The organism is Nocardia yamanashiensis (assembly GCF_021183565.1).
Taxonomy (GTDB): domain Bacteria; phylum Actinomycetota; class Actinomycetes; order Mycobacteriales; family Mycobacteriaceae; genus Nocardia; species Nocardia yamanashiensis.
In genome coordinates, this window is the sequence record NZ_CP089226.1 from 7,849,091 (window position 1) to 7,872,730 (window position 23,640).

The window sequence follows — 23,640 nt, forward strand, 5'->3', positions numbered from 1 at the left end:
TCAGGTCGGCAGGACCAGGGTGCGCTTGAGGATCTTGCCGGTGGCGTTGCGCGGCAGCGAATCCAGGAAGGTGACGTCGCGCGGCACCGAGAACCGGCTGACCCGGTGCCGGATGTAGTTGCGCACCATGTCCGAGTCGAGGCCGGAGCCGGGGCGTTTGACCACGAAAGCCGCCAGCCGCTGGCCGAATTCGCGGTCCGGCACCCCGACCACCGCCACCTCGCTGACCTGCGGCAGATGCGAGAGCGCCTCCTCGACCGCGCGCGGGAAGACGTTCTCGCCGCCGGAGATGATCATCTCGTCGTCGCGGCCGGACACGAACATCTTCCCGGTGGCGTCGAGATAGCCGATATCGCCGGTGTCGAGCATGCCGTCCGCCTCGTCCGGCGGCGTGGCATCGGTGTAGCCGTCGAAGAGCATGTGATTGCCGACGAAGATCCGCCCGACCACCCCGACCGGCAGCGGCCGCCGATCCGGGCCCAGCACCGCGATCCGGGTGCCCAGCGGCGGGCGTCCGGCGGTGGTGGGGGACAGCCGCAGATCGGCGGGATCGGCGATGGACGCCCACGACACCTCGGTCGAGCCGTACACGTTGTAGAGGATGTCGCCGAAGGCCTCCAGGAACTTCAGCACCACCGCCCCGGCCAGCGGCGCACCGCAACTGGCCACCACTTTCAGGCTGGACAGGTCGTAGCGTTCGCGCACGTGCGCGGGCAGGTCGAGAATGCGATTCACCATGACCGGCACCACGATCAGCGCGGTGATGCGCTGTTCGGCGATGCGCCGCAGGCACTCCTCGGCGTCGAAGCGATCGCTCAGCACCACGGTGGCGCGAATGGCCGTCGAGATCTGCAATGCCGCCAGCCCCCAGGTGTGGAACAGCGGCGAGGGGATCAGCATGGTCTCGTTGACCCCGAACGGAATTCGCGACAGCAGCGCCGCCACCGTCCCGAAACCCTTGGGATGCGGCCGCCGCGCGCCCTTGGGCGTGCCGCTGGTGCCGGAGGTGAGCACGACCAGCCGCCCGGGCCGCGGTGATTTCCGCGGGGGCTGCTGCCGCATGGCGATCAGCTCCTCGACGGTGGTGCGCCCCGGCACCGGCGCCACGTCGTCGGCGGTGAAGCGCGGCAGGTCCGCGGGCAGATACCGCACCAGCGGCTCGAACTCGTTGTCCACGAACAGCGCCGCCAGCTGATGCCGCTGCACGATCTCCTCGACCTGCCGCGCGGCCAGCCCGGTATTGAGCAGCACCGCGTCCGCGCCCGACTTGCCCGCCGCCACCATGCATTCGACCATCCCGCTGTGATTGCGGCACAGCAGCCCGATCGCGGTGCCGGCCCCGAAGCCGAGCGCGGTGAAGGCCCCGGCGAGGGCATTGCTGCGGGCGTGCAATTGCTCGAAGGTGCTGCTGTAGCGGTCGTCCACGACGGCCAGCCGCTGCGGGGAGTGCGCGGCCGCGGCGGCGTATCCGCCCGCCATGCTGAAGCCCCATTTGGCCAGGCTGCCGATCTGCCGCAGCCCGACATCGGGCCGGAAGGTGCGCACCACGCCGGAGGCCACCATCTGCTTGGCAACGCCCGCTTGCAGTTTCATCGGCGAATCCTCGCCATTGATGATGACCGCGGTGGGCGCGCCCTGGATCAGTTCGGCGACCCGCCGCAGGCCCTGCTGCACCCAGGCCGTCACCGCCGAATTGGGCAGCTCGGCCAGCAGCGGATGCACCCGGCTCGCCTTGAAGCAGGTGACCATGACCCGGGTCTGCTCGCCGATCTCGCGCAGCCGCACCGCCGCGAAGCTGCCGTAGTCGGGGCAGTGCAGTTCCAGGCTCTCCTGATCGCGCGCGATCCGCAGCAGCACCCGCAGCGTCCGGATCTCCAGGCCGGCGCCGCCGACGCGCAGATTCAGCGTCTGATGTTCCTCGGCGGTATCCGGTGTTTCACACGCGCCGATTCCGGGAAATAGCCGAGGGTAGGTCTGCGGCTCGACGAGCACATCCCAGATTGCTTTGCGGGCGATCGGAAATTCGGCGATCGCATCGATGACGTCGGTAACCACGTGCTTGCAAACTCTCGTCGGCCGGTTCCCCTGTCGTCCGGCGATAACGCATTTGTAACGTCCCAGACAGTTTAGGTCAAGGCTTCGTAATTACCGGCCGGTAATCAGTTAAATTGCGGACTAATTGCGCTGCTCGCACTGTGAATTCAAGGGTGAGGCAGCTGCGATTGCCGATGGTTCGCCGGGCCGGGTTGAGTCCCGGCGAACCGGACAAGTACGGTGCCCAGGGCATCTTTCTACCCTCCCGCCGACTGGAGACAGCACACTCATGAGCACCGGCGTCCTCACGCGCACCAAGGGGCGCGTCGACGAGTACTTCGGCATCAGCCAGCACGGATCGACCGTCAAACGTGAGCTCATGGCCGGAACCATCACGTTCCTCGCCATGTCGTACGTGCTCGCCGTGAACCCGTCCATCCTCGGCGACGGCCCCAACGGCGCGCTGGGCGACAAGGGCATGCCGGTGCAGGCGGTCTTCACCGCCACCGCCGTGGCCGCCGTCTTCGGCACCCTGGTCATGGGCCTGTGGGCCAAATACCCGGTGGCCCTCGCTCCCGGCATGGGCCTCAACGCCTTCTTCGCCTACAGCGTCGTGCTCGGCATGGGAATCCCGTGGCAGGAAGCGCTTTCGGGCACCCTGCTCTCGGGCATCATCTTCTTCGTGCTCGCCATCACCAAGGTGCGCGAGAAGATCATCGACGCCATCCCCATGCAGATGAAGCTGGCCGTCGGCGCCGGCATCGGCATGTTCGTGGCCTTCCTGGGCCTGAAGAACTCCGGCATCGTGGTGGCCTCCGACGCCACCTTCGTGCACCTGGGCAACTTCCACCACGGCACCACCCTGCTCGCCGTGTTCGGCCTGGTCGTCACCGTCGTGTTCCTGGTGCTGGGCTGGCACGGCGCGGTGCTCTACGGCATCCTCTCGACCACCGTGCTCGGCATCGTCTGCGGTCTGGTGGAACTGCCGAATTCCCTCGCGGCACTCCCGCACGGGCTGGACAAGACCTTCGGCCAGGCGGTCATCCACCTGCCCGACGCCTTCACCCAGCAGATGATCATCGTCGTGCTGACCATGCTGTTCGTCGACTTCTTCGACGCCTCCGGCACTTTGATCGGCGTCGCCAACCAGGCCGGGCTGCTGACCAAGGACGGCAAGCTCGATCGTGCGGGCCAGGCCCTGGCGGCCGATTCGGTCGGCACCGCCGCCGGCGCCATCATCGGCACCTCGACCACCACCGCCTACGTGGAATCCACCGCGGGCGTCTCGGCGGGCGGGCGCACCGGCCTGACCGCGGTGTCCACCGCCTTCTGGTTCCTGGTCGCCATGTTCTTCTTCCCGCTCTTCGCGGTCGTCGCGGGCGTGCCGGCGGTGACCGCCCCGGCGTTGATCGTGGTCGGCGTGCTGATGGCAAGGGCCCTGGGCGAAATCGAGTGGGGCAAGCTGGAGTACGCGGTCCCGGCCTTCCTGACCGTGATCATGATGCCGCTGACCTACTCCATCGCCAACGGCATCGCCATGGGCCTGCTGTTCTATCCCGTGGTCATGGTGGCCAAGAAGCGCGCCCGCGAAGTGCATCCGGTCATGTGGGTGCTCGCGGTCATCTTCCTGTCGTACTTCTGGTTCCTGGCCGAATGATTCGGAATCGGTGACCCAGGTCACCCATTCGGTGCGGTGGCGGCGGAATACGCTGCCGCCGGGGCCGGTTGGCTCCCACTGTCGGCGGCGATACGGACCATGGTCCGTTTTCAGGATCGCGGCCGGGACGCAGACCGACCGATGAGAAACGAGCAAGCCATGACCACCCTCGAGCAGACAGTCGAGAACGCCATGACCACTCCGAACACCACCGCCACCAACTCCGTCACCGGCTCCGATATCGGCCTGCTGATCGCCCGCGTGGGCTTCGGCGGCCTGCTGGCCGTACACGGCTCCCAGAAGCTCTTCGGCTGGTTCAACGGCTACGGCTGGGACGCCACCACCCAGGCCTTCGACGGCATGGGCTACAACCCCGGCAAGTTCTTCGGCACCCTGGCCGGGCTCACCGAACTCGGCGGCGGGCTGCTCCTGCTGCTGGGCCTGCTCACGCCGCTGGCCGCCGCGGCCGCGCTGGGCACCATGATCAATGCCGCGAACGCGACCTGGAGCGGCGGTTTCGCCATGTGGGAACTGCCGGTGCTGTTCGGAATCGCCGCCGCCGCACTGGCCTTCACGGGTCCGGGTCGTCTGTCGCTCGATCACGGCCGGCCGTGGCAGCGGCACGGCCTGGTGTGGGGCGCGGGAGCGGTGGCGCTGGCCGTCGTGGCCGCGATTGTCACGCTCGTGCTGAAGTCGGCGCTGTAAGAAGAAGTTTCGGGTCCCCGCGCCGCGTGCAGGGCTTGGCGCGGGGACTACGGACACATCCGATGTGGGAATTGGGGGGTCACCGGAGTATCGCCTGCCAATTTACTTCTGATCGGAAGCATGAGCCACCCCTGTGAGTGTTCTCACAGACGTTCTTGCATTTGTTAACTCGTTTTAGTAAGTCGCGCCAAGGCTTTCACCACAACTTGGGGATCGGACGTTTCCCAATAGGGCGGCAGCGAGGCGCGAAGATATCCGCCATAGCGCGCGGTCGCCAGGCGAGAATCCAGAATTGCGATAACTCCGCGATCGTCCACACTGCGCAACAAGCGCCCCGTGCCCTGCGCCAGCAGCAGCGCCGCGTGATTGGCCGCGACGGACAGAAAACCGTTGCCGCCCCGCGATTCCACCGCGCGCTGCCGGGCCACCAGCAGCGGATCGTCCGGGCGCGGGAACGGAATCCGGTCCAGGATCACCAGACTCAGCGACGGACCCGGCACATCCACGCCCTGCCACAGCGAAAGCGTCCCGAACAGTGAGGTTTCCGGGTCGTCGGCGAACTTGCGCACCAGTGCGCCGGTGGCGTCGTCGCCCTGGCACAGGATCGGGGTGTCCAGGCGTTCGCGCAGCAGTTCGGTGGCGGCCTTGGCGGCGCGCATGGACGAGAACAAGCCCAGCGTGCGGCCGTTCGCGGCGGTGATCAGCCGTTCGATCTCGTCCATGTACGACTGCGGCAGCCCGTCCCGGCCCGGCGCCGGAAGATGTTTGGCCACATAGAGAATTCCGGATTTGGCGTGGTCGAACGGCGAGCCCACGTCGACCGATTCCCAGCGCAGCTTCTTCTCGTCCGACGGCGCTTCCTTGCCGGTGGCCAGCGCCGGATCCACCTGACTCGCGGACTTGGGCGGCAGGCCCCAGGTGACCGCCAGATTGTCGAAGGAACCGCCGATCTGCAGGGTTGCGGAGGTCAGCACCACGGTGGCCTCGGCGAACAGCCGGCTGCGCAACAGGCCGCCCACCGAGAGCGGGGCCATGTGCAGCGTGCGGCGGGCGACGCCGCGCAGTTCGTCCGACGCCAGCCACACCACATCGCGATGGGCGGCCGGATCGGGTTCCTCGAAGGTTTCGAGCACGCGCACCACCGCGTCGTGCACCTCCTCGACCGCGGCGAGCGCCTGATTGCGAGCCGCCGCGCCTTCCGGATCCCCTTGCGGCGCACTGGAACCCTGTGGATTCAGGGCGGTGCGGGCGTTCCAGGCGGCATCGCGGACCAGCGCCAGCACGGGGGCCGCGCCGTCGGGCAGGCGGTCCCAGCGGCCGGGGTTCAGATCGTCCAGCAGCGCGTGCCAGGCCTCGGCCGCACCCTCCAGGCGATCCACCTCCTGCTCGTCGATGAGCTTGGTGCAGCGCTTGGCGGCGGCGCTGATCGAGGCGGTGGACAACTCGGCGGTGGCCACACCGGTCACCCGGTCGACCAGCTCGTGCGCCTCGTCGATCACCACCACATCGTGTTCGGGCAGTACCTGGATGCCGCTGATGGCGTCGATGGCCAGCAGCGCGTGATTGGTCACCACCACATCGGCATTGCCGGCCTCCGCGCGCGCCTTCTCCGCGAAGCAGTCCTGCCCGAAGGAACAGCGCGACTTGCCGAGGCATTCACGGGAACTCACGCTGACCTGCCGCCAGGCGCGGTCGCTGACGCCCGGGGTGAGCTCGTCGCGGTCGCCGGTCTCGGTCTCGGAGACCCATTCGTTGAGCCGCTGCACTTCGCGCCCGAGCCGCGAGATGGCGAAGGCGTCGAACAGCTCGGCTTCGGCGGGTTCGTCCGGGATCGCGCTGTTGACCTTGTTCAGGCACAGATAGTTGTTGCGGCCCTTGAGAATCGCGAATTGCGCGACCCGCCCGAGGGGTTCGGCGAGCGCCTCGGACAGGCGCGGCAGATCCCGGTCCACCAGCTGCCGCTGCAGGGCGATGGTCGCCGTGGAGACGACCACGGTCCGCCCGGTTCGCACCGCGTGCCGCAGGCTCGGCACCAGATAGGCCAGGGACTTGCCCGTGCCGGTCCCGGCCTGGACCGCCAGATGCTCCCCGGTGTCGATGGCATGCGCCACCGCCGCGGACATGGTCTGCTGACCCTTGCGTTCCTTCCCTCCCAGCGCCTGCACTGCGGTGGCCAAGAGCTTCGGTACGGGAGGGAGTTCGGGCACGGCGGCCAGATTACCGAGCCGATCCGACAACCTCACGCGAACCTCGGCGAGCGGCGGTTTCGCGCCACCCCGGTCGCGTCACACCGGGGTCAGTTCTCCAGGGTTCCGGCTAGTTCGACGCCCGCGGCGCGCAGCTTGTCCAGGGCGGTGTCCACGGTGGCGGGGGAGACGGCGGCGGTGAGGCCGAGCAGGACGCGGGTGTCGAAACCGGCGGCGCGGGCGTCGAGGGCGGTGGCGCGCACGCAGTGATCGGTGGCGATGCCGCAGACGTCGACCGCGTCGATGCCGTGCTCGCGCAGCCAGTCGGCCAGGGTGGTGGAGCCGTCGGTGGCGGTGCCTTCGAAACCCGAATAGGCCGCCGTATAGGCCCCTTTGGAGAAGATCTCCTCGATGGGGGCGATATTCAGGTTCGGGTGGAACTCCGCGCCCGGGGTGCCGGCGCGGCAGTGCGGCGGCCAGCTGTCCACATAGTCCGGCGCGGCGGAGAAGTGCGCGCCCGGATCGATGTGGAAGTCGCGGGTGGCCACCACGGCGCTGTAGTCGGACACGCCGAGATACTCGGAGATCCGATCGGCCACGGCCGCCCCGCCGGTGACGGCCAGCGACCCACCTTCACAGAAATCGTTCTGCACGTCGACGACGATCAAGGCCCGGCTCATGGCTTCCTCCCGATGCCAGCGGCTGAACCCGGGCGGGTCCGGCGCTCGTATTGCATTGTGCCGCCCGGCTCCCAGTCGGTCCACGCGGCGTCATCGGCCCTTGCCCGAGAGGAACGACATGGCGGGGAAGCACATTGCCTGGATACTGCGGTTCGTGGTGGTTTCCGCGTTCTGCTTCATGGGTGGGACCATCGTCACCGCGGTGGCGCTGGGCGACCGGCCCGACGATCCGGGCGCCTGGGTGAGTCTGGTCCTGCACGGCCTGCGCAGCGGGGTCGGCTACGCGGTGGTCGTGCTGATCCTGCTGTTCGTGGCGGCGGCGATCGTGGGGAAGGTGAAGGCGCGACGAGCCGCTGCCACCGACTCCGGCGAGCCGGCCACCGACTCCGGCGAGCCGGTGATCAACTCAGAAAAGTCGTCGGAATAGCGGGTTCCCCGTCCGACAGCTTCAAACCCTCCCACGGCAGGCTGACCAGCCCGCGCGCCACCAGGTCCCGGCTCTCCTGCAAGGTCGGCTGGTCCGGCAGCACCTCCCCGCCGCGTACCAGCGGAGTTTGCAGATCGCGGCTCTGATAGCCGTTGGGCGCGGGCGGTGCGGCGGCGGCCGGGTAGACGATCTCCTCCACCACGGTCCCGCTCGAGCGGGACAAGCGCACGGCCTTCTTGGTCCCGCCGCGAGATTCCTTGTGCGAGCTGCGTTTCGCCACCGGCACGCCCTCGACCTCGACCAGCTTGTAGACCATCCCGGCGGTCGGCGCGCCCGATCCGGTCACCAGCGAGGTGCCCACGCCGTACACGTCCACGGGTTCGGCGCGCAGCGCGGCCATCGCGTATTCGTCCAGGTCGCCGGACACCACGATGCGGGTGCGGGTCGCGCCCAGCGCGTCGAGCTGGTCGCGGACCTGGCGGGCCAGCACGCCGAGATCGCCGGAATCGATTCGGACGCCGCCCAATTCGGGCCCAGCCACCTCGATGGCGGTGGCCACGCCCTTGGTGATGTCGAAGGTGTCCACCAGCAGCGTGGTGCCCACGCCCAGCGCCGCCACCTGGCTGCGGAACGCCTCGGCCTCGTGCGCGCCGTCGGATCCGCTGTGCAGCAGGGTGAACGCGTGCGCGCTGGTGCCCGCGCTCGGCACGCCGAAGGTGCGGGCCGCCTCCAGATTCGAGGTGGCGTCGAAACCGGCCAGGTAGGCGGCGCGGGCGCTGGCCGGCGCGGCGAGTTCGTGAGTACGGCGCGAACCCATTTCGATGGTCCGGCGCCCGCCCGCGGCGCTGATCATGCGCGCCGCCGCGGCCGCGATCGCGCTGTCGTGGTTGTAGATCGACAGGATCAGCGTTTCCAGCAGGACGCATTCGGCGAAGGTGCCGCGCACGGTCAGGATCGGCGAGCCCGGAAAATACAGCTCACCCTCCCGGTACCCGTCGATATCCCCCGAGAACCGGTACCCGCGTAGCCATTCCAGCGTGCGCTCGTCCAGGAATTTCGACACCACTGCGAGTTCGTCCGGCCCGAAACGGAATTCGGCCAGCGCGGCCAGCAATCGCCCGGTCCCCGCGACCACGCCGTACCTGCGGCCGTGCGGCAATCGCCGGGCGAATACCTCGAAGGTGCACTGCCTTTGCGCGGACCCGTCGGACAATGCCGCCGCGAGCATCGTCAGCTCATACTGATCGGTCAACAGTGCGGTGCTCGTCACGCCATCAGCGATCTTCACGCTCCCCACTCTAGGCATATGCCCCGGCCTCGCCACGTCCCCGCGCCACGCCCGGGACGCCGGGGCGTCTTGCGGTCGGTTGTCGGCGTGTCGCGGGCTGTTGTTTATCAGCAGTCGAGTCGTACCCTGGACGTTATGGGTCTGTGTACAGATGACACTGTCCGGGTCGCCGCCGGTCCGGCCGGTGGGAACGTGACACTGTCGGCGGCACAGGCGACCCCCGAGGCGATCGAGTACAGCGAAATCCTGGAGGCCGAGGATCGGCCCTGGGTGACGGTCGTTTGGGACGATCCGGTCAACCTCATGCACTACGTGACGTACATCTTCCAGAAGCTGTTCGGTTACAGCAAAGGCAAGGCAACCGAGCTCATGCTGAAGGTGCACAACGAGGGCAAGGCCGTGGTGTCCTCGGGCTCGCGCGACAAGATGGAACACGACGTCCAACGCCTGCACGCGGCCGGACTGTGGGCGACCATGCAGCGTGACGACTGATCCGGGCGACTACGGTGAACCCGTGCGGAAGTGGAGCAGAAAGAACTCCCTGGGCGGGTTGAAACTGAAGTCGGAAATGGACGGCCACGAAGCGGAGGTCCTGCGTTCGCTCGTCGGCGCCGTCACCGGACTGCTCACCGACCGGGCCCGCTCGGCCCCCGAGGACGATCTGGCCGCCCTCACCGGGCTACAGCTCGGCAACAACACCCCGCCCGACGATCCGCGATTGCGCCGGCTGCTGCCCGATTTCCATCGCAGCGAACCCGGGTCGCCCGATGCCGAACGCGCCGATATGAACAGCGCGCTGCGCAGCCTGCACGAGCCGGAGATCATCGACGCCAAGGTCTCGGCCGGGCTGGTGGTGCTGGAAACGCTGCCGCCGCAGGGCGGGAAGATCGTGCTCACCCCCGAACAGGCCGACGCCTGGCTGAACGCGCTCAACGACGTCCGGCTGGCGCTGGGCACCGCGCTCGACATCAGCGCCGACACCCCCGATCAGCTCGATCCCGACGACCCGCGCGCGCCCAGCCTCGAGGTCTATCACTGGCTCACCTGGATGCAGGATTCCCTGCTGCAAGCCCTCGCGCCCTAGCGCCGACCGCCTTCCCGGACAGGAGAACCGTGTGAACAGCGTTGCCGGACCGCGCAATTCGATCACCGATGTGGCGGGCGTGCTCGTCGGCCACCATCACGCCCTGGACGAGAACGCCGCCATCGGCTCGGGCGCGGCCACCGGGTGCACGGTGGTGCGGGTGCCCGGCGGCGCGGTCGCCTCGGTGGACGTGCGCGGCGGCGGTCCCGGCACCCGGGAGACCGACCTGCTGGATCCGGGAAACACTGTGCGGCAGGTGAATGCGATCCTGCTGACCGGCGGCAGCGCCTACGGCCTGGCCGCCGCCGACGGCGTGATGCGCTGGTGCGAGGAGCACAAGGAGGGGATTCCGATGGATCCCGCCGATCCGGCCCGGGTGGTGCCGATCGTGCCGGGCGCTGTCATCTTCGATCTGCCGGTGGGCTCGTGGCATATCCGCCCCGACGCCGACTTCGGTTTCCTGGCCGCCGATGCCGCGAGCCAGGACTTCGCGCGCGGTTCGGTCGGCGCGGGCGTGGGGGCGCGGGCCGGATCCATCAAGGGCGGAATCGGCACGGCCAGTGTGAAATTCACCGACGGCCCGGCCGCGGGCGTCACCGTCGGCGCGATCATGGTGGCCAATCCGGTCGGCTCGGTCTTCGATCCGCGCACCGGATTGCCGTGGGGGAGCGGCACCGACGGGGCCGAGCATTTCGCCCTGCGGCCCGCCGGCGCCGAACAGCTGGCCGCCGCCAATGCCCTGGCCGTGAAGGGCACCGTGCTCAACACCACCATCGGCGTGGTCGCCACCGACGCCGCCCTGGACAAGTCCGCGTGCCGCCGGCTGGCCGCCACCGGACAGGACGGCATCGCCCGCGCGGTCCGGCCCGCGCATTCGCCGCTGGACGGCGACACCGTCTTCGCGCTGGCCACCGGTCAGGCCGAAGCACAGCCGGATTTCCCACTGCCCCCGGCCTTCCCGGCGGATCTGCTGCTGCTCGACCAGCTCTGTACCGCCGCCGCGGTGTGCGTGGAGCGGGCCATCGTGGACGCCATCCTGTCCGCCACCTCGGTCGCGGGGATTCCGGCCTACGGGGACCTGTTCGGAGCCTGACCAGGGGGTGTGCGCGGGCGCGCCGGGAATACCCGAATATTCTCACCTGTTGACGACAACGTTTGGCCGCCACGGCCGAGCCGCGCCGGGATCGGAAGGATGCGACAGTGCTGGTGATCAGGGCCGACCTGGTGGACGCCATGGTGGCGCACGCCCGCGCCGACCATCCCGACGAGGCGTGCGGGGTCATCGCCGGGCCCGAGGGGTCCGACCGGCCCGAGCGTTTCATTCCCATGATCAATGCCGCGCGCTCGCCGACCTTCTACGAGTTCGATTCCGGTGAACAGCTGAAGCTGTGGCGCGAGATGGACGCCGCCGACGAGGAGCCGGTGGTCATCTACCACTCGCACACCGCGACCGAGGCGTACCCGAGTCGCACCGACATCTCCTTCGCCTCCGAACCCGATGCCCACTACGTGCTCATCTCCACCCGCGATCCGGAGCGGCACGAGCTGCGCAGCTATCGGATTCTGGACGGGCAGGTCCAGGAAGAGCCCGTCCAGATCGTCACCACCTGAAAGCAAGGAGTCCCAGTCATGCCGGTCACCGTGTCCATTCCGACCATCATGCGCCCGATCACCAAGGGCGAGAAGCGAGTTCAGGGCGAGGGCGCGACCCTGGCCGCGCTCATCGACGACCTGGAAGCCAACTTCCCGGGGTTGAAGGAGCGTTTGCTCAAGGACGGCAAGCTGAACCGCTACGTGAACATCTACATCGACGACGAGGACGTGCGTTTCGCGGGCGGGCTGGACGCGCAGGTGACCGACGGCGGCACCGTGACCATTCTTCCGGCGGTCGCCGGCGGCGCGCGCTAGCCGTGGCGCGCTACGAGTCGCTGATCGCGACGCTCGGCGACACCCCCCTCGTCGGGCTGAAGAACCTGTCCCCGCAATGGGACGGAGAGAACCACGTGCGGCTGTGGGCCAAGCTCGAGGACCGCAATCCGACCGGCTCCATCAAGGACCGCCCGGCGCTGCGCATGATCGAGCAGGCCGAGGCCGACGGACGGCTCACCCCCGGCTGCACGATTCTCGAACCGACCAGCGGCAATACCGGCATCTCCCTGGCGATGGCCGCCAAGCTCAAGGGCTACCGGCTGGTCTGTGTGATGCCGGAGAACACCTCGGTGGAACGGCGGCAGCTGCTGACCATGTTCGGCGCCGAGATCATCGACTCCCCGGCCGCGGGCGGCTCGAATCAGGCTGTGGCACTGGCCAAGCAGATCGCCGCCGAAAATCCGGACTGGGTGATGCTCTACCAGTACGGCAATCCGGCCAACGCGCTCGCGCACTACGAGACCACCGGGCCGGAGATCCTCGCCGACCTGCCCGAGATCACGCATTTCGTGGCGGGCCTGGGCACCACCGGAACCCTCATGGGCACCGGCCGATTCCTGCGCGAGAAGGTCCCCGGCATCGAGATCGTGGCCGCCGAACCGCGCTACGGCGAACTGGTCTACGGGCTGCGCAATCTCGACGAGGGCTTCGTGCCGGAGCTCTACGACGAATCGGTGCTGACCTCGCGCTTCTCCGTCGGCCCGTACGACGCGGTCAAGCGCACCCGCGAATTGGTCCTGGAAGAAGGCATTTTCGCGGGCGTCTCCACCGGAGCCATCCTGCACGCCGCGCTCGGCGTCGCTCGCAAGGCGCAAAAGGCGGGCCGGACCGCCGATATCGCCTTCGTGGTCGCCGACGGCGGCTGGAAATACCTCTCCACCGGCGCCTACGACGGCACCCTCGAAGAAGCCGAAGAGCGCCTCGACGGGCAACTCTGGGCCTGATCGGTCGGTACGCTCGGGATCGGAACCCCAGGAGGTGCTGGCGATGAGCGGCGGCATGGGCGCGTCGTTCGATCCCGAGCGGATCGAACGACTGCGCAGGCAACTCGACAATCCGGGCGCGACCTCGCGAGGTCCGAGCCCGGTCCGGCCGGCGGGCGATCCGGCGCGTCCGGGCAATCCGGTGAAGCTGTTGTGGCAGCGCGCCATTGTGATCATTCTCGGGTTTACCGGTCTGCTCTACGGGGTAGAAGCCGTCGACCAGGTGACCGGGGACCGGCTCGACTACGAGGGCGGGGTGGAGCCGCGCGAGATCGACGGCCTCGACGGCATCCTGTTCGCACCTGTGCTGCATGCCAATTGGGAACACCTGATCGGCAACACCCTCCCGGTGCTGGTCCTGGGCCTGCTCACGCTGCTCACCGGGATCGGCCGGGGCCTGGCCGCGACCGCGATCATCTGGGTGATCGCCGGAACGGGCGTGTGGCTCACCGGCGCCACCGGGTCCGTGCACGTGGGCGCCTCGGTGCTGGTCTTCGGCTGGCTGACCTACCTGCTGTGCTGGGGCTGGCTGGCCCGGAACTGGGTCTTCGTCGCCGTCAGCGTGGGGGTGGGGTTGCTGTACGGCTCGATCCTGTGGGGCGTGCTACCCGGACAGCCCGGAATCTCTTGGCAAGGGCATCTTTTCGGGGCGGTGGGTGGTCTGGTTGCCGGATGGGTACTCTCTGCTCATGAACGTCGTCATCGTCGCGGGGCCAACGCCGGCCGCCCTGTTACGTCGGGGTGACGCTGGACCCGGTCGGCGTTTTGGGGGATCCCTCCTTTGAGCGAGACAGCAGCGTGGCAGCATGGGGGAATGCGCCTCACCGTCATCGGGTGCTCGGGCAGCGTGTCCGGCCCGGATTCCCCGGCGTCGGGATACCTGCTCACCGGCCCGGACATGACTCCCACCGTGATCGATTTCGGACCCGGAGTACTCGGCGCGTTGCAGCGCTACCTGGATCCCGGTGAAGTCGACATCTTCCTGACTCACCTGCACGCCGACCACTGCCTCGACCTGCCCGGTCTGCTGGTGTGGCGGCGCTACCACCCGAATCCGCCGAGCGGCAAGGCCATCGTCTACGGGCCGTCCGACACCTCGCTGCGGATCGGCAACGCCTCGGCCGAGATCGGCGGCGAGACCGACGACTGGTCCGACGTCATCGACATGCGCCGGTGGGTGACCGACGCGCCCATCGGCTTCGGGCCCGGGCACACCGTGGAAGCGCGCCGCATGTTCCATCCCCCGGAGTCCTACGGGCTGCGCATCACCACCGCCAACGGCCGCACCCTGGTCTACACCGGTGACACCGCGCTGTGCGACGAGGTCTTCGAGCTCGCCCAGGGCGCGGACGTACTGCTGTCCGAGGCGTCCTGGACCCACGATCCGGCCAATCGCCCGCCCGGCATCCACCTCTCGGGCCACGAAGCGGGATTGATCGCCGCCCAGGCCGGCGTCGGTGAACTGCTGCTCACCCACATTCCGCCGTGGACTTCGCGCGAGGACGTCATCGCCGAAGCCAAGGCCGTGTACTCCGGTCCGGTGCACGCGGTCTCGCCCGGCGAGGTCTTCGACATCTGAGGGTGGCGTCGCCACCCGGTAAGTGAACGGCCCGGCCCGCGTTTCGGCGCGGGCCGGGCCTTTGCTCACTTGTCTCCGCGCGCGGTTAGGCTACTGCCGTGTCGAAACGAGCCGATGGACGTGCGGATGACGAACTCCGCGAGGTAAAGATCACCCGTGGGTTCACCACGCATCCGGCGGGTTCGGTGCTGGTGGAGTTCGGGCAGACCCGGGTCATGTGCACCGCCAGCGTCACCAACGGGGTGCCGCCGTGGCGGCGCGATTCCGGATTGGGCTGGCTGACCGCCGAATACGCCATGCTGCCCGCCGCCACCCACACCCGCTCCGGGCGCGAATCGGTGAAGGGCAAGGTCGGCGGCCGCACCCAGGAGATCTCCCGGCTGATCGGGCGTTCGCTGCGCGCCTGCATCGACCTGTCCACCATCGGCGAGAACACCATCGCCATCGACTGCGATGTGCTGCAGGCCGACGGCGGCACCCGCACCGCCGCCATCACCGGCGCCTACGTGGCGCTCTCGGATGCCGTCACCTACCTGGCCGCCGCCGGGCAGCTGACCGACCCGCAACCCATCTCGTGCGCCATCGCCGCCGTCAGCGTCGGCGTGGTCGACGGCCGGGTCCGGCTGGACCTGCCGTACGAGGAGGATTCGCGCGCCGAGGTCGATATGAACGTGGTCGCCACCGACACCGGCACCCTGGTCGAGATCCAGGGCACCGGCGAGGGCGCCACCTTCCCGCGCTCCACCCTGGACAAGCTGCTGGACTCCGCGCTGGCGGGCTGCGAGCAGATCTTCGCGATCCAGAAGGAAGCCCTGGCCCTGCCGTACCCCGGCGCGCTGCCGGAACCGGAAGAGGCGAAGAAGCGATAATGCCGCGTCAGGTGCTGGTGGCGAGCCGGAACGCCAAGAAGCTCAACGAATTGCGCCGGATCCTGGACGAGGCCGGGATCGCGGGCATCGAGATCATCGGCCTGAACGACGTGCCGCCCTACGAGGAAGCGCCGGAGACCGCCGCGACCTTCGAGGGGAATGCCGTCGCCAAGGCCCGGGACGGGTTCGCCGCGACCGGATTGGCCTGTATCGCAGACGATTCCGGGATCGCGGTGGACGCCCTCAACGGCATGCCCGGGGTGCTCTCGGCCCGCTGGTCGGGCACGCACGGCAATGACGAGGCCAACAACGCCCTGCTGCTCGCGCAGCTCGGTGACGTGCCGGACGAGCGCCGGGGCGCGCAGTTCGTGTCGGCGTGCGCGCTGGTGGCCGACGGCGTCGAGGAGATCGTGCGCGGGGAATGGCCGGGCACGATAGCCCGGAAACCGGTGGGGGACGGCGGATTCGGTTACGACCCGCTGTTCGTGCCGGAAGGCGGCGAAGTGTCCGCCGCCCAGCTCACCCCCGCCGAGAAGGACGCGGCGTCGCATCGCGGCCGGGCGCTGCGGCAGCTGCTGCCCGCGCTGGCGGCCCTCGCGCAGGACTGAATTCCGCTGCGGGGAAAGAACAATGGGGTTCGGGGACCAGGTCCCCGGACCCCTGTTTCGCAGTAGGGGGCTGTTGCTCGGCCGGCCGGAGACGACCGCGCCCCGCCACAGTAGTGGCGGGGCGCGAATCTGGAACTGGGGTTTCTAGAGTCCGAAGGCGCCCTTCACTTCCTGAGTCCGCTTGTGCTCGAACACGAACGACAGGAACGGCACCGTGCCCGCCAGGCAGGTGAGCAGCGTGGTCACCGGCTTCCAGCGCGCCTTGATGCCGAGGTCGATGGTGAAGACCAGGTACAGCATGTAGAACAGCCCGTGCACCTGGCCGATGTAGAAGAACCAGCTCGGCGCGTCGTTGCGATCGTCGAGCAGCAGGTACTTGTAGACGATCTCACCGGTCAGCACCAGCAGCCAGACACCGGTGATCCAGGCCAGGATCCGGTAGCGCAGCAGCGCCCCGCGGATCTTCTCGGTCGTCGCGGCGCCGATCGGCCGGGGCGCGACGGTGGCTTCGGTCGAATTGTCGCTGGTGGTCAACCGGCGTTCCTCTCGGTATTGCGCAGCCCCGCGTCCCGGATCGCCTGATCCAGATCGTGGGCGTGCAGATCGGCCAGGTATCGGTTGTATTCGGCGAGTTCCGGATCCTCGTCCTTGACCGCCTTGGGGCGTTCGGGCAGCAGGCCCGCGGGAATCTCGCGCGGCGCGACCGGCTTCACGCGCTGGGCGCGCGGCGCGGTCTCGCCGGGGGCCTGCGGCGCGGACTCTTCCTCCGCGTCGCGTTCCAGGCGCACGAATCGGAAGTAGGCCCAGACGACGAAGCCGGCGAACAGCGGCCACTGCAGCGCGTAGCCGAGATTCTGGGCGGTGCCCGTGCCGGATTCGAAGCGCCCCCACTGCCAGTAACCCAGGCCCAGGCACGCCGCGGCCGCCACGACCACGAACACGATCAAGGCCGGGCGGCGTTGGGGAGCGGACACGCCCTCCACGGTACCTGCCTACTACGCGCCCCGTAGTAAGAGGTCCGGGGAAAGCGCGGCCGCCGCGACGAAGGTCGCGGCGGCCGGGCAGCCGATCGGGAGCGGGCTCAGAACTTGTATGTGACGCCGGTCAAACGCTCGGACTCGGCCCACAGCCGCTGCCAGAGTTCGCGATTCTGGGACAGGCGGCTGGAGGAGCACGGCTCGACCGGGCCCTGGGTGCCGCGGAAGCGGTTCGGACCCCAGTAGACGGTGGGGTCGGCGTCGGGTTCGGTGGCGGCGAACAGCGAGGAGTGCGCGGCGCGGGCGGGGGAGTGGCCGACCAGCCGGACGAACGGCTTGGAGATCTTGTCCAGCGGGGTCTCGGTGCGGGCGAACAGATCGGTGGCCGAGACACCCGGGTGCACGCCGTAGGAGCGCTTGGCCGAACCGGCCTCGGTGAGGCGGCGCTGGAATTCGCGGGCGTACATCAGGTTCGACAGCTTGGACTGCGCGTAGGCGAGATTGCGCTGGTAGCGGCGGTTCTCGTAGTTCAGGTCGTCGATCCACAGCTTCGGCGTCTGCCGGTGCGCGATGGAGGCCAGGGTGACGACCCGGTCGCGGATCTTGTCCAGCAGCAGGCCGGCGAGTGCGTAGTGGCCCAGATGGTTGACGCCCCACTGGGTTTCGAACCCGTCCTTGGTGCGTGAGAACGGAATGTTCATCAGCCCGGCGTTATTGATGAGCACGTCGATCTCGCCGGACTTCTCGGCGAACTCGCGCACCGAGTCCAGCGACGCCAGATCCAGCGCCGCCACCTGCACATCACCGTCGATCTTGTCGGCGACTTCCTGCGCCTTGGCGGTATTGCGGCAGGCCATGATCACCGTCGCGCCCTTGCTCGCGAGCACCTTGCTGGTCTGCTCGCCGATGCCGCCATTGGCGCCGGTGATCACGAAGGTGCGCCCGGACTGGTCCGAGATTTGGCTGGGCTTCCATGCCATGGGAGTTGACCTCACAGGTTCGGCGTTCGATGTGCACCGTCGCACTCGCTCGCTCAACCTTACTCCAGAGTAAGTTCCGGCGGAAGCGTCCGCGCCAGGAATGACGCCAGGAATGACAAGCCGCCCGGCCCGCCTGAACGGCGGGCCGGGCGGACCGAGGGATAGGGAGGGGGTGAATGCCTGGCGGTTAAGCCCACCGGCCGTCTGGGTCGGATTGGCTGAGCCTGGCCGGGTAGGCCGGGCCCGTAGGTTCGGCCAGGCCCGTCTGGTGGGCCGAGCTTCCCGGATGGGCCGGGCTTGTCGGATCGACTGGGCTTGCTGGCTGCGGTGAGCTTGCCGGATCGGCCGAGCTTGCTGGATCGGCCGAGCTTGCTGGATCGGCCGAGCTTGCTGGATCGGCCGAGCTTGCCGGATCGGCCGAGCTTGCCGGATCGGCCGAGCTTGTCGGATGGGCGAGACCGGTGGCTCAGCCGAGGAGGTCGGTGAGGCCGCGGGTGCGGGAGGGCTGGCGGAGTTTCTGCATGGCTTTGGCTTCGATCTGGCGGATGCGTTCGCGGGAGACGCCGAATACGCGGCCGACTTCTTCGAGGGTGCGGGGGTCGGCGCCGTCCAGGCCGTAGCGCAGGGAGATGACTTGTGCCTCGCGTTCGGCCAGGGTGGATAGGGCGCGCTTCAGTTGGTCGTGGGCGGCGGCGTCGGTGACGGTGACCGATGGGTCGGGGAGGTGGTCGGGGATGAGTGCGCCGAGTTCGGTGGCGTCCTCGTCGCCGATCGGCTGGTGCAGGGAAAGCGGTTCGCGGTCGAGGCGAATCAGTTCGCGGACCTGTTCGACCGGTAGCGATAGTTCGGCGGCGACGTCCTCGGGGGTGACGGCGCGACCGAGTCGCGGGGCGAGGGTGCGCTGGGTGCGGCGGACCTTGTTGAGCGCTTCGACGATGTGGCCGGGCAACCGGATGGTGCGGCTCTGCTCGGACAGCGCGCGGCCGATGGACTGCCGGATCCACCAGGTGGCGTAGGTGGAGAACTTCAGTCCGCGGCGATGCTCGAACTTCTGCGCGGCGCGCATCAGCCCGAAGGTGCCCTCCTGGGTCAGATCCAGCAGCGACATGCCGGTGGGCGCGGTGTAGTGCTTGGCGATGGAGACCACCAGGCGCAGATTGGCGCGGACCATGTGGTCCTGGGCGCGCCGGCCGTCGGTGGCGGTGCGAGTCAGTGTGCGTCGCTCCTCGGTGGTGAGTTCGCTTGCGGTGGTTCCGGATTCGTCGAGCCGGGCCTGGGCGAGCAGACCGGCTTCGATGCGTTCGCCGAGCGCGTACTCCTCGGCGGCGGTCAGCAGGGCGGTGCGCCCGATCTGCCGCAGGTAGTCCTTGATTGCGTCTTCACTCACGATTGCGGTAGCCATCGCGAACAAACTTAGAGCAGACCTAAAAATATGTCAACAGTGTTTTTGGGACGGAATCAGATATAGTCGTCGCCATGAGTGCGCCCCCCGCCGACACCGGCACCCGCCCACCGGGCCTGCGCGAACGGAAAAAGCAGCAGACCAGGCAGAACATCTCCAATACCGCCACCCGCCTGTTCCTGGAGCGCGGCTACGACACGGTCACCATCGCCGAGATCGCCGAAGCGGCCGAGGTCGCCAAGATGACGGTCACCAACTACTTCCCGCGCAAGGAAGACCTGGTGCTCGACGTCCACGAGGTGTTCGTGGCGAGCCTGGCGCGGACCGTGCGGGACCGCGCGGCGGGGGAGTCGGCGCTGGCGGCGCTGCGGCGGGACTACCTGCGGGCGGCGGCCGAACAGGACGCCGTGGTGGCGGGGTTCTCCGGGCCCGAATTCGCCCGGCTGCTCACCGGAAGTCCCGCGCTGGTGGCGCGTTTACGCGAGTTCCACGAGGAGCGGGAGCGACTGCTGGCCGAGGCCCTCGCGAGTGAAACCGATTCCGCGCCGGGCGATCTCGGCCCGCGCATAGCCGCCGCCTTGCTGGCCGGTGTGCATCGGACCCTGTTCGAGGAAACCCTGCGCCGCACCGTGGCCGGGGAAACCAACGACGTCATTGCCGAGGCGCTGACCACGCAGATCAACCAGGCTTTCGATCTGCTCGAACCGGCCCTCGGCGGCTATGCCCTGCGCTCCGCCTGACCCCGCTCGAAGTTAACCGTGTCGTTGCCAGATCAAGGCTGGTGAGCCACACATACTGGGCCGATGACGGGTGCCAGCGCCACCGCCGATGTCCCTGCCGTGCCCGCGCAGATCGGCCGCGGGCGTCGCGACATCATCTTCGCCACCGTGGCGCTCGGCATGCTCATGGCGGCGCTCGACTCCACCATCGTGGCCACCGCGCTGCCGACCATCGTCGCGGATCTGGGCGGCGCCGGGCACATGGCCTGGGTGGTCACCGCGTACCTGGTGGCCGAGGCCATCGCCACCGCGCTGTCCGGCAAGTTCGGCGACCTGTTCGGCCGCAAGCTGGTGTTCCAGCTCAGCGCCACCATCTTCATTCTCGGCTCGATCATCGCCGGGTTCTCGCACGATATGACGCTGCTGATCATCGCGCGCGCCGTGCAGGGCCTGGGCGCGGGCGGGCTCATGGTCACCTCCATGGCGCTCATCGCCGACGTCATCCCGCTGCGCGAACGCGGCAAGTACCAGGGCGCGCTGGGTGCGGTCTTCGGCATCACCACCGTCATCGGCCCGACCCTGGGCGGCCTGTTCACCGACCATCTGAGCTGGCGCTGGTGCTTCTACGTGAACGTGCCGCTGGCCATCGTCATGATCGCGGTGGCGGCCCGCACCATCCCGATGACCCGGGCGGCCACCAAACCGATCATCGACTACCTGGGCATCGCGCTCATCTCCATCGGCGTCACCTGCCTGATCCTCGGATTGGATTGGGGCGGCAACGAATACGCCTGGGGCTCGCCGATGATCATCGGCCTGTTCGTCACGGCGGCGGTGATGACCGTGCTGTTCGTCCTCGCCGAATTCCGCGCCGCCGAACCGATGCTCCCCATGCACCTGTTCCGCAGCAATGTGTTCACCGTGTGCTCGATCCTGAGCTTCATCGTCGGCTTCGCGCTGCTGGGCGCCATGACCTACCTGCCCGCGTATCTGCAATACGTGGACGGGGTTTCGGCCACCGCGTCCGGCATCCGCACGCTGCCGCTGGTGGTGGGACTGTTCGGCACCTCCATCCTGTCCGGCGTGATCGTCGGGCGGACCGGGCAGTACAAGGCGTTCCCGATTCTCGGCACCGCGATCATGGCGGTCGGCCTGTACCTGATGTCCACCATGGGCGCGGGCACGCCGTTCTGGAAGCAGGCGCTGTACATGCTGATCCTGGGGCTGGGCATCGGCCTGGCCATGCAGGTGCTCACCATCGTGGTGCAGAACAGCGTGCCGTACGCGGATCTGGGCACCGCCACCTCGGGCGTGACCTTCTTCCGGACCATCGGATCCGCTTTCGGGACAACGATTTTCGGCACTCTCTACGTGAATCAGATCACGCCGAAACTGGGCGCGGCGGTGATGGAGGCCAAGGTGCCGCCGGAGGCCGCGCAGAGTCCGGAACTGCTGCGGCAGCTGCCGCCCGAGCAGGCCGCGCCGATCATCACCGCCTACGCCGATTCCATCGACTACGTCTTCCGCTGGGTGGTGCCGGTGGCCGTGCTCGGCTTCATCGTGGCGTGGTTCCTGAAGCAGGTGAAACTGCGCGACAGCGCGCGGGCCGAGGCGAGCGATGTGGGCGAAGGCTTTTCGATGCCGGATTCCGCCGACCGGGTGGTGCAGCTGGAGCGCGCCGTCGGCCGGGTGCTGCGCAAGCTGCGTGACAATCAGCTGCCCGATCCGGAAATCCTCAGTGCCGCGGGCAGTTCCCTCACCCGCGACGAGGCGTGGGCGCTCGGCCAGGTGCGGATGTTCGGCAAGGTGCGCGGCGAGGCGACCTTGAGCGAAGTGGCGCACACCTATTGGGTGCCGCAGGAGGTGGTGGCCCCGGTGTACGAGAAGGCCGAACGCGACGGCTTCATCCGGAACCACGGCGGCACACTGACTCTCACCGACAAGGGCATCCAGGAACTGGACCGGGTCCGGGGCGCTTGGCGGCGCTGGCTGGAATCGCAGATCGACGACTGGGATGTCACCAATCCCAAGGATCGCGATCTGCTGGAGCAGGCCATGGACAATATCGCCGCCAAGCTGCTGGACGAGGCCGACAGCCCGGACACCCTCTCCGCCCACCGGTAGCGGGCGGAGCGGGCGCGGATCAGGCCAGGGAGCGCACCGGCTGAACCGTTGCGTCCCAATCGATCCGGAAACGCTGTTCGGGCGCGAAGGTCTTCTCCGGGTTCAGCGCCTTGAACATCAACGGCATCACCAGGCCCATGGCCGCCCGTGCCACCGGACCGGCGGCCTTGGTCTGGTTCATTCGCGCCACCCGGGCCGCGACCGCTTCCACCCGGGGCCGCCGCAGCGCCTCGTAGGTGGCGAAAGCCTTTTCCGGATCCGGGATGTCGCGCAGGCAGCGCGCCAGTTCGATGGCGCTCTCGATGGCCAGCGACGCCCCCTGCCCCGAGGTATTGCTGGGCGCGTGGATGGCGTCCCCGGTGAGCACCATGCGCCCGCGATACCAATGCGGCACCGACGGCATGATGTGCAGCGCCCCGATGGTCACCAGCTGTTCGGGCGTGGTGCTGCGGGCCAGCAGCTCACCCGGCTCGTCCCCCGCGTAGGTCTCGCGCAGGATCCGCAGCCATTCCCCGGCCGGTACCGCACGCGCCTGGGTGAGCGAAAGGTATTGCTGGTGCGGTAGATTCGCGCCCCAGGCGATACGCCCGTCCGGCATGGCCCAGTACAGGTAGTAGGCCCGTTTCCCGAACGCGAACACCATGCTCTCCGCGGGCAGGCGCAGGTCCGGGATGTCGGTGTACGCGCCGAAGCCCAGCATGCGCAGGTAGGTCGGCCCGGGCGCCTTGGGATCGACCAGGGTGCGCACCGCCGAGCGGATGCCGTCCGCGCCGATCAGCACATCGGCGGTCGCGGAACTGCCGTCGGCGAAGATCGCGGTCACGCCGTCGGCCCGCTCCTCCACCTCGACCAGGCGTTTGCTGTATTCGAACGGCACCCCGGCGGCGACCGCGCCGTCGTGCAGCACCTGGTGCAGGTCCGGCCGATCGACCAGCCGCAGCGGTTCGACGTCGGTCAGCATGGGTGCGGTGATCATCTTCTTGCCGACCGACATGGCCTGCCGGCTGAGCGGGACGGCCTTGGCGCGTACCGCGTCGGCGACCCCGATGAGCTCGAGCGCGGCCATCCCGTTGGGTGCGAGGGCCAGATTGGATCCGATGCCGTAGGCCGGTCCCGGATACGCCTCGTACACGCGGGCGTCGATGCCCGCTCTGCGCAGCGCGGTGGCCGCCACCGGACCGGAGATGCCACCGCCGATGACGATGGCGGAACGAATGGTGGACATGGTTGTCTCCCTGTGGGTTCGAGTAATCAACCCGAACCGGTACGCGTGCGGAGAACCCAGTTATCCTGTAGTTGCCAAACTCGGTGCCGAGTTCGCCTGCACGGACGCGGTTCGAGACGGTGTTATCCCGGGCTTCGGCGGCGGTGTTGCAGCACCCTCGCCGGGGCCCGGTTTCGTCTGTGGA

24 protein-coding genes are annotated in these 23,640 nt (G+C 68.5%); 15 read left to right on the forward strand and 9 right to left on the reverse strand.

The features are described 5' to 3' along the window. Window positions 1–2,055, reverse strand: coding sequence for an AMP-binding protein (locus LTV02_RS36155; protein ID WP_233036018.1), 2,055 nt, complete (start codon window positions 2,053–2,055; stop codon window positions 1–3). A gap of 268 nt (window positions 2,056–2,323) precedes the next feature. On the opposite strand from LTV02_RS36155, the gene LTV02_RS36160 reads away from it, so the two are divergent. Together LTV02_RS36160 and LTV02_RS36165 are read left to right on the forward strand one after the other, a co-directional pair. Next, entirely contained in the window at window positions 2,324–3,691 is a 1,368-nt protein-coding gene (locus LTV02_RS36160; protein ID WP_067715472.1) for an NCS2 family permease, read from the forward strand. 159 nt (window positions 3,692–3,850) lie between these two features. After that, window positions 3,851–4,396, forward strand: coding sequence for a DoxX family protein (locus LTV02_RS36165; protein ID WP_233036019.1), 546 nt, complete (start codon window positions 3,851–3,853; stop codon window positions 4,394–4,396). 164 nt (window positions 4,397–4,560) lie between these two features. On the opposite strand, the gene LTV02_RS36170 is transcribed toward LTV02_RS36165, so the two are convergent. Both LTV02_RS36170 and LTV02_RS36175 read right to left on the reverse strand, forming a co-directional pair. Next, on the reverse strand, window positions 4,561–6,603 hold the full coding sequence (locus LTV02_RS36170; RefSeq protein ID WP_233036020.1) for an ATP-dependent DNA helicase: 2,043 nt from the start codon (window positions 6,601–6,603) through the stop codon (window positions 4,561–4,563). An 89-nt stretch (window positions 6,604–6,692) separates the two neighbouring features. Beyond that, complete coding sequence (locus LTV02_RS36175; RefSeq protein WP_233036021.1) at window positions 6,693–7,262, reverse strand: nicotinamidase; 570 nt, start codon at window positions 7,260–7,262, stop codon at window positions 6,693–6,695. Between the two features lie 118 nt (window positions 7,263–7,380). Between LTV02_RS36175 and LTV02_RS36180 the strand changes: the two genes are divergently transcribed. Then, window positions 7,381–7,689, forward strand: coding sequence for a hypothetical protein (locus LTV02_RS36180; RefSeq protein ID WP_233036022.1), 309 nt, complete (start codon window positions 7,381–7,383; stop codon window positions 7,687–7,689). On the opposite strand, the gene LTV02_RS36185 is transcribed toward LTV02_RS36180, so the two are convergent. After that, window positions 7,664–8,995 carry a nicotinate phosphoribosyltransferase gene (locus LTV02_RS36185; RefSeq protein ID WP_408639315.1) on the reverse strand — a complete coding sequence of 444 codons (1,332 nt, stop codon included), beginning with the start codon at window positions 8,993–8,995 and terminating at the stop codon, window positions 7,664–7,666. The two genes, LTV02_RS36180 and LTV02_RS36185, sit on opposite strands and share 26 nt — an antisense overlap. Window positions 8,996–9,112: 117 nt before the next feature. Between LTV02_RS36185 and clpS the strand changes: the two genes are divergently transcribed. The 10 genes from clpS (at window position 9,113) to LTV02_RS36235 (ending at window position 16,029) form a co-directional block, all read left to right on the forward strand. Then, window positions 9,113–9,469 (forward strand): ATP-dependent Clp protease adapter ClpS, encoded by a 357-nt coding sequence (gene clpS, locus LTV02_RS36190; protein ID WP_157762378.1) that lies wholly within the window; start codon window positions 9,113–9,115, stop codon window positions 9,467–9,469. A gap of 22 nt (window positions 9,470–9,491) precedes the next feature. Then, entirely contained in the window at window positions 9,492–10,061 is a 570-nt protein-coding gene (gene aosR / locus LTV02_RS36195; RefSeq protein WP_067715681.1) for an oxidative stress transcriptional regulator AosR, read from the forward strand. 31 nt (window positions 10,062–10,092) lie between these two features. Beyond that, window positions 10,093–11,154, forward strand: coding sequence for a P1 family peptidase (locus tag LTV02_RS36200; RefSeq protein WP_233036023.1), 1,062 nt, complete (start codon window positions 10,093–10,095; stop codon window positions 11,152–11,154). Window positions 11,155–11,261: 107 nt separating this feature from the next. Next, window positions 11,262–11,672, forward strand: a complete 411-nt coding sequence (locus tag LTV02_RS36205; protein ID WP_269821588.1) for a M67 family metallopeptidase — start codon at window positions 11,262–11,264, stop codon at window positions 11,670–11,672. Between the two features lie 18 nt (window positions 11,673–11,690). Continuing rightward, on the forward strand, window positions 11,691–11,969 hold the full coding sequence (locus tag LTV02_RS36210) for a MoaD/ThiS family protein (RefSeq protein WP_233036024.1): 279 nt from the start codon (window positions 11,691–11,693) through the stop codon (window positions 11,967–11,969). Between the two features lie 2 nt (window positions 11,970–11,971). Further along, entirely contained in the window at window positions 11,972–12,934 is a 963-nt protein-coding gene (locus tag LTV02_RS36215) for a PLP-dependent cysteine synthase family protein (RefSeq protein ID WP_233036025.1), read from the forward strand. Between the two features lie 43 nt (window positions 12,935–12,977). Then, on the forward strand, window positions 12,978–13,718 hold the full coding sequence (locus tag LTV02_RS36220) for a rhomboid family intramembrane serine protease (RefSeq protein WP_233041869.1): 741 nt from the start codon (window positions 12,978–12,980) through the stop codon (window positions 13,716–13,718). Between the two features lie 69 nt (window positions 13,719–13,787). Beyond that, on the forward strand, window positions 13,788–14,552 hold the full coding sequence (locus LTV02_RS36225; protein WP_233041870.1) for a cyclic nucleotide-degrading phosphodiesterase: 765 nt from the start codon (window positions 13,788–13,790) through the stop codon (window positions 14,550–14,552). 98 nt (window positions 14,553–14,650) lie between these two features. Continuing rightward, complete coding sequence (gene rph, locus LTV02_RS36230) at window positions 14,651–15,421, forward strand: ribonuclease PH (RefSeq protein WP_067715442.1); 771 nt, start codon at window positions 14,651–14,653, stop codon at window positions 15,419–15,421. Beyond that, window positions 15,421–16,029, forward strand: a complete 609-nt coding sequence (locus LTV02_RS36235; RefSeq protein ID WP_233036026.1) for a non-canonical purine NTP pyrophosphatase — start codon at window positions 15,421–15,423, stop codon at window positions 16,027–16,029. The genes rph and LTV02_RS36235 overlap by 1 nt, the downstream gene beginning before the upstream one ends. A 144-nt stretch (window positions 16,030–16,173) precedes the next feature. Here LTV02_RS36235 and LTV02_RS36240 read toward each other — a convergent pair whose 3' ends face one another. From LTV02_RS36240 to LTV02_RS36255, 4 genes are all read right to left on the reverse strand, one after another. Next, window positions 16,174–16,515 (reverse strand): DUF3817 domain-containing protein, encoded by a 342-nt coding sequence (locus LTV02_RS36240; RefSeq protein WP_233041872.1) that lies wholly within the window; start codon window positions 16,513–16,515, stop codon window positions 16,174–16,176. Window positions 16,516–16,559: 44 nt separating this feature from the next. Next, on the reverse strand, window positions 16,560–17,012 hold the full coding sequence (locus tag LTV02_RS36245; RefSeq protein ID WP_233036027.1) for an SURF1 family protein: 453 nt from the start codon (window positions 17,010–17,012) through the stop codon (window positions 16,560–16,562). Window positions 17,013–17,110: 98 nt separating this feature from the next. Continuing rightward, window positions 17,111–17,986 carry an oxidoreductase gene (locus tag LTV02_RS36250; RefSeq protein WP_233036028.1) on the reverse strand — a complete coding sequence of 292 codons (876 nt, stop codon included), beginning with the start codon at window positions 17,984–17,986 and terminating at the stop codon, window positions 17,111–17,113. Between the two features lie 466 nt (window positions 17,987–18,452). Beyond that, entirely contained in the window at window positions 18,453–19,373 is a 921-nt protein-coding gene (locus LTV02_RS36255) for a sigma-70 family RNA polymerase sigma factor (protein ID WP_233036029.1), read from the reverse strand. 89 nt (window positions 19,374–19,462) lie between these two features. On the opposite strand from LTV02_RS36255, the gene LTV02_RS36260 reads away from it, so the two are divergent. Together LTV02_RS36260 and LTV02_RS36265 are read left to right on the forward strand one after the other, a co-directional pair. Then, the gene (locus tag LTV02_RS36260; RefSeq protein WP_233036030.1) at window positions 19,463–20,128 is read left to right on the forward strand and encodes a TetR/AcrR family transcriptional regulator; all 666 of its coding nucleotides are present in this window, start codon (window positions 19,463–19,465) and stop codon (window positions 20,126–20,128) included. A gap of 63 nt (window positions 20,129–20,191) precedes the next feature. After that, complete coding sequence (locus LTV02_RS36265) at window positions 20,192–22,231, forward strand: MDR family MFS transporter (RefSeq protein ID WP_233036031.1); 2,040 nt, start codon at window positions 20,192–20,194, stop codon at window positions 22,229–22,231. Window positions 22,232–22,250: 19 nt separating this feature from the next. Here the strand turns inward: LTV02_RS36265 and LTV02_RS36270 are convergent, their stop codons facing one another. Beyond that, window positions 22,251–23,456, reverse strand: coding sequence for an FAD-dependent monooxygenase (locus LTV02_RS36270; RefSeq protein WP_233036032.1), 1,206 nt, complete (start codon window positions 23,454–23,456; stop codon window positions 22,251–22,253). Window positions 23,457–23,640: the final 184 nt, after the last annotated feature.

What these genes read in the sequence shown, in the direction of transcription:
- LTV02_RS36160 (WP_067715472.1), top strand. Translation starts at nt 2,324, where the DNA reads ATGAGCACCGGCGTCCTCACGCGCACCAAGGGGCGCGTCGACGAGTAC.
- clpS (WP_157762378.1), top strand. Translation starts at nt 9,113, where the DNA reads ATGGGTCTGTGTACAGATGACACTGTCCGGGTCGCCGCCGGTCCGGCC.
- LTV02_RS36270 (WP_233036032.1), bottom strand. Translation starts at nt 23,456, where the DNA reads ATGTCCACCATTCGTTCCGCCATCGTCATCGGCGGTGGCATCTCCGGT.
- LTV02_RS36235 (WP_233036026.1), top strand. Translation starts at nt 15,421, where the DNA reads ATGCCGCGTCAGGTGCTGGTGGCGAGCCGGAACGCCAAGAAGCTCAAC.
- LTV02_RS36180 (WP_233036022.1), top strand. Translation starts at nt 7,381, where the DNA reads ATGGCGGGGAAGCACATTGCCTGGATACTGCGGTTCGTGGTGGTTTCC.
- LTV02_RS36175 (WP_233036021.1), bottom strand. Translation starts at nt 7,262, where the DNA reads ATGAGCCGGGCCTTGATCGTCGTCGACGTGCAGAACGATTTCTGTGAA.
- LTV02_RS36225 (WP_233041870.1), top strand. Translation starts at nt 13,788, where the DNA reads ATGCGCCTCACCGTCATCGGGTGCTCGGGCAGCGTGTCCGGCCCGGAT.
- LTV02_RS36220 (WP_233041869.1), top strand. Translation starts at nt 12,978, where the DNA reads ATGAGCGGCGGCATGGGCGCGTCGTTCGATCCCGAGCGGATCGAACGA.
- LTV02_RS36250 (WP_233036028.1), bottom strand. Translation starts at nt 17,986, where the DNA reads ATGGCATGGAAGCCCAGCCAAATCTCGGACCAGTCCGGGCGCACCTTC.
- LTV02_RS36165 (WP_233036019.1), top strand. Translation starts at nt 3,851, where the DNA reads ATGACCACCCTCGAGCAGACAGTCGAGAACGCCATGACCACTCCGAAC.
- LTV02_RS36265 (WP_233036031.1), top strand. Translation starts at nt 20,192, where the DNA reads ATGACGGGTGCCAGCGCCACCGCCGATGTCCCTGCCGTGCCCGCGCAG.
- LTV02_RS36260 (WP_233036030.1), top strand. Translation starts at nt 19,463, where the DNA reads ATGAGTGCGCCCCCCGCCGACACCGGCACCCGCCCACCGGGCCTGCGC.
- LTV02_RS36210 (WP_233036024.1), top strand. Translation starts at nt 11,691, where the DNA reads ATGCCGGTCACCGTGTCCATTCCGACCATCATGCGCCCGATCACCAAG.
- LTV02_RS36185 (WP_408639315.1), bottom strand. Translation starts at nt 8,995, where the DNA reads ATGCCTAGAGTGGGGAGCGTGAAGATCGCTGATGGCGTGACGAGCACC.